Below are 4,041 nucleotides of genomic sequence, written 5' to 3'. Positions count from 1 at the left end.
ACACGAAAGAAAAAGCCCTTGAGTTACTGGCAAAAAATATATAATAAGATAATTGCTAAAAGACGTATAAAAGTTGAAAATATTATCGCTCAACTTAAAAACTTTCGCATTTTATCGAATCTTTACCGTAATAAATGCAAAGCGTATAACTTAAAGTTTAATATTATAGCTGGAATTATTAATTTCAAAAATGGATTTTATAATAAAGCATTAGTGATATAAAACACATCAGCTCTACACCTAACATACTCTGTGTTTTTTTAAGTTCATAACTTACTTTCTTACGCAACAGCTCTAATGTTAATTTGTAAACAATCGAGCTAGCAATGTATGCAATTCAATCATGCTGGGCACATAAAGGATGGCGATTACAAGAGATAAAAACATAGTAATCGCTATTTTTTCCTGACAGAAATTTTGAAAACTCGAGAACATCAAAAGTCCACCGGAAATTGGCGCTATAGACAGGAGGCGTAGGGCATTGTAGTCGAGTGGTTGATAGTAGTGCAAAAAGAACTGATCTAATATAATTAAAATATTTACCACTACCGGGTATAGAATAAATTTTGAAAAAAAGGCGAAAAACGAAAATTTCCAGTCTATAATAAATGTTTTAAGTTTGGCTAAGTTTATACCTAACATTAGCATACCTAGCACTGAGTATGAAGTTCTCATATCTGATACGAATTCTACTAGAAAGTTCGGTAAAGATATTTGGCTAAATCCTAACACGCATCCTAATAGAAAAGCGTTAATAACAGGTAATTTTGCTACTCTCAAAATACTATCTTTTATAGATACCCCACTTTTAGTGCATAAATAAAAACCAATAGAAGTTTCGTATATATTTATTCCAGCTACTGCCATCATATAAGAGCGTAGAGTTTGTTCGTCAAAAATTGAAGCTGCTATTGGCAACATGAAATATCCGTTATTCGCAGCGCCAGCAGACATTGCGAGAAAATTGCGATTCAGATCTTGCCAGATAAAGCCTGAGAGATAGTAATTTAATAGAGCTAAAATGGTGGAGATAAGAAATGTGACTAAAGCAACACTGAGCACATTCCAAGTTAATGAAGAGGTGGTGGGAATCGCAAAGAACACTATAGGTGCTATAAAATAGAATAAGAGATTAGCAAGAGAATCTGGGCAAACTAAAGACCGCTTACCAGCGAAAAAGCCGACAAGAATAGTTAGAAAGATTGATATAGTTTTTAATAAAACTACGTGAAACACAGACACCAAGCGCTACCAAACTTAGCTTAATATTATTGTATTATATATGAAGATTACTGTATTATCAACTGGTTATCATCAGAAGATACGGGTGATAAGTTTAGAAAGAGGTATTATGTAACGAATTTGAATTTAATTGTAATTGTTTAACTAATTTAATATTTAATAAAATACAGAGGTAAAAATTATGAGTATATCCGAGAGTAACCATAATTTTAAGAGAATATTAGGGCGGTCTAATGATAAACTAGAGCATGTAATTTTGCACAACCATAAAACAGAGTGTTTAGAAATAATAGTTGATGTGGACTCGCTTGAAGCAGAGATTATTGCTCTAGATGAGAGTGCGAATTGTTCTGGAGAGCTAATAGATAAAGCTAAGAGGTTATTATCATGTCAGACATTAGATTCATCGCAAGAGTTGAGAGTGCGCAGATTCATATTACGCTCTGCGTTAGAGCAAATACATTATGCCTTTCAGTGGGAGGGGGGCGAGCAATCTGACGTACGGGAAGTATTGGAAAAATTGTCTCAAGCGCACAAGGCAGTACAGTCGCTTCAAGTATGTGAGGCATTAGAGCTGATTCGTCAAGTACTCGAATCACATGAAGTGCGCGATAGATTGCAAAAAAGAGATATATTGGACTTTTGTAAAGAGATAAGGGAGCAGGAAGATAGGCTTTTAGCTTTAGAGCGCGAGAGGAATGAGATGTATGACTCTACATGTGAATTAATGCTATCTAAGACTCTTGGTCAGTTTCAGCTCCAGGAGGTAAGAGGAGCGCATTCGGTGTACAAGACCCTTTACTCCTCCAAACAAAAGTCAGATAAAAATAAAATGAATCATGCAATATACACAGAAGTTTTGGAGCGTGAAGAAAATAATGTTGAGGCTATACAGTATTGTCATGAATTAAAATTGCGCGAAGCGCGTGATGCGCATCGCTCTTTAGATTGGCAAAAAGCCTATGTAGCATATACAAAAGTGCTAGAGCATGACGAGAATAATATGGAGGCTAAGCAATACTGCGAGCTTGAATCGTCGATATTAGAGTTGGAGAGTTATTTACATAAGAAGCTTTATTTTGAAGTGTTGCGCAATGGCTTATTATTATTAGACGATGAGAAGTTGACGCAAGATAGTAAGATGCGAGTGTATAGATGTATGGGGAAAGCATTTTTTGCAAGTAATTTATACCAAGAAGGTAAGCAATGCTACGCAAAAGTAGAAAAGTTATTGAATAAAATGCGAGAACAGTGCGTGATTCAAGCGAAGAGTAGTGATCAATTTAAAAATATCGCTCCCTGCTTTCCTAATCCATCTCTATTATGCAAAATACAAGAGGAGAAGCGCCGCTATCTCTTTCTTTATCGTGATAGAAAAAATTGCATACCTGTCAATACTCATGAAGTTTTAAAAAGTGCTCAGGTTGTTGACGCGTCTGATAAGAAAGATGTAGCAATTCTTCAACAGCAATCCATTCAAGCAGAAGTAGTAGAACAGAATAGTAACATGAAAAATATGAGTGGTATTAAACGATGCATGAATTTTATATCTATAACAGAATCTCCGTTGTCTGATGTGGGGGTGATGGAGCTTTATATGCTCGTAAAGATGGTGAAATATATATACCTAGTGATGATGAGAGTGAGAAAAAAGCAGAGAACTTATCGTCACAATTTAAAAAAGCTCGTGATGCATATCGTTCTCTAGATTGGCAAAAAGCTGATGCAGCATATTCAGCAGTGTTGAAGTTTGATGAGAATAACACAGAGGCTCGTGAATACCAGAGTAAGTATAACCTCGAAACGCTTGTGCTGGGGCTGGAGTCATGTTTGAGAAAAAGAAGGTGTTATCTTGAGGTATTACGTGATGGCGTGTCATTGTTAAACAACAAGATATTCGCATCAGATCAAAAATTGAGGATACAAAGGTGTATAGGAAGAGCATTCTCTGCATTAGGTTTGCATGAGGAGGCTCAGCAATACTATGCAAAAGCATTGAGGCATTGCGCAGAAGCGTTGGAACGTTGCGCATATGCCGAAGAACAACGTAATAACACTCATATATTTTATGATCAATCTATAAATATTACGTTGTGTTTTAGCAATCAATTGCAATTACTCAGAATAGAGAAGGAAGCTATGCATTATCTTGATGGAAAAAGCCCTTATAGATCTCTTAAAGATTTTAAAAAATGGATGATGGATATGTCGCAACAAGAGAAGTTATGACTAAAAACACAAGTAACTCTGGTATTCACGGATCATAGCACCCTACAAATTTATGTAATAATTGAGGAAAATAGAAATTAGACCTCTTTCGAAACTCGCTCATGATGAGCAAATGCGAGGAGTATACGAAGCACAGAGCCGCAGCGTACATGAAGTACGTGAGGACTCGAGCATCGACAGCATCGCCACAGTTGCCATCAGGAGTAGAGTTAGGAAAGAGGTCTATTAAAATCAATAGTAGAGTCCATAGTACCCTACATTTTTTTGAGCTCGCTACTTAAGAGTGCAAAAAAGAGGGCGTCGGGCGGTCTTAAGTTGTGAGATAATAGACCTCTTGCATAACCTAAAAATGAAAGAGGAATTTTTAGAAAAAATGATGTTGAGCACCGCAGCATACTCTAGTATATGGGGACCGTTGCGAGATGAGGTAATTTTTGTTATAATAAATCTCAAAAGAACGAGGTTTTCAAATGTCTTCAGCGCATCAAATTACAATGGTAAGTTTAAATCAATTAGTTAGTCCAAAGCATCAATATCGCAAATTTAAGGACTTATTTGATTTTGAGGTGG

General features: G+C 36.0%; 6 protein-coding genes. 4 read left to right on the top strand and 2 right to left on the bottom strand.

Annotated elements, in window-relative coordinates:
* Window positions 1-222 (top strand): transposase family protein (locus tag Sarmat_RS06000; RefSeq protein ID WP_279611771.1); only part of this gene is annotated, 222 nt, incomplete at its 5' end.
* Window positions 223-300: 78 nt separating this feature from the next.
* Here Sarmat_RS06000 and Sarmat_RS05995 read toward each other — a convergent pair.
* Window positions 301-1,104: an AEC family transporter gene (locus Sarmat_RS05995; RefSeq protein WP_202149870.1), complete on the bottom strand. Its 804-nt coding sequence runs from the start codon at window positions 1,102-1,104 to the stop codon at window positions 301-303.
* 319 nt (window positions 1,105-1,423) lie between these two features.
* Between Sarmat_RS05995 and Sarmat_RS05990 the strand changes: the two genes are divergently transcribed.
* From Sarmat_RS05990 to Sarmat_RS05980, 3 genes are all read left to right on the top strand, one after another.
* Entirely contained in the window at window positions 1,424-2,950 is a 1,527-nt protein-coding gene (locus Sarmat_RS05990) for a hypothetical protein (RefSeq protein WP_202149869.1), read from the top strand.
* A 32-nt stretch (window positions 2,951-2,982) separates the two neighbouring features.
* Complete coding sequence (locus Sarmat_RS05985; protein WP_202149868.1) at window positions 2,983-3,471, top strand: hypothetical protein; 489 nt, start codon at window positions 2,983-2,985, stop codon at window positions 3,469-3,471.
* Between the two features lie 101 nt (window positions 3,472-3,572).
* Window positions 3,573-3,752, top strand: coding sequence for a hypothetical protein (locus Sarmat_RS05980; RefSeq protein WP_202149867.1), 180 nt, complete (start codon window positions 3,573-3,575; stop codon window positions 3,750-3,752).
* Here Sarmat_RS05980 and Sarmat_RS05975 read toward each other — a convergent pair.
* Window positions 3,745-3,924 (bottom strand): hypothetical protein, encoded by a 180-nt coding sequence (locus Sarmat_RS05975; protein WP_202149866.1) that lies wholly within the window; start codon window positions 3,922-3,924, stop codon window positions 3,745-3,747. The two genes, Sarmat_RS05980 and Sarmat_RS05975, sit on opposite strands and share 8 nt — an antisense overlap.
* Window positions 3,925-4,041 lie beyond the last annotated feature (117 nt).

The sequence above is a fragment of the Candidatus Sarmatiella mevalonica genome (assembly GCF_016751895.1).
In the GTDB taxonomy this organism is placed as follows: domain Bacteria; phylum Pseudomonadota; class Alphaproteobacteria; order Rickettsiales; family Rickettsiaceae; genus Sarmatiella; species Sarmatiella mevalonica.
Note: the sequence above shows the minus strand (reverse complement) of the source record. Positions and strands in the feature narration are given on the sequence as shown.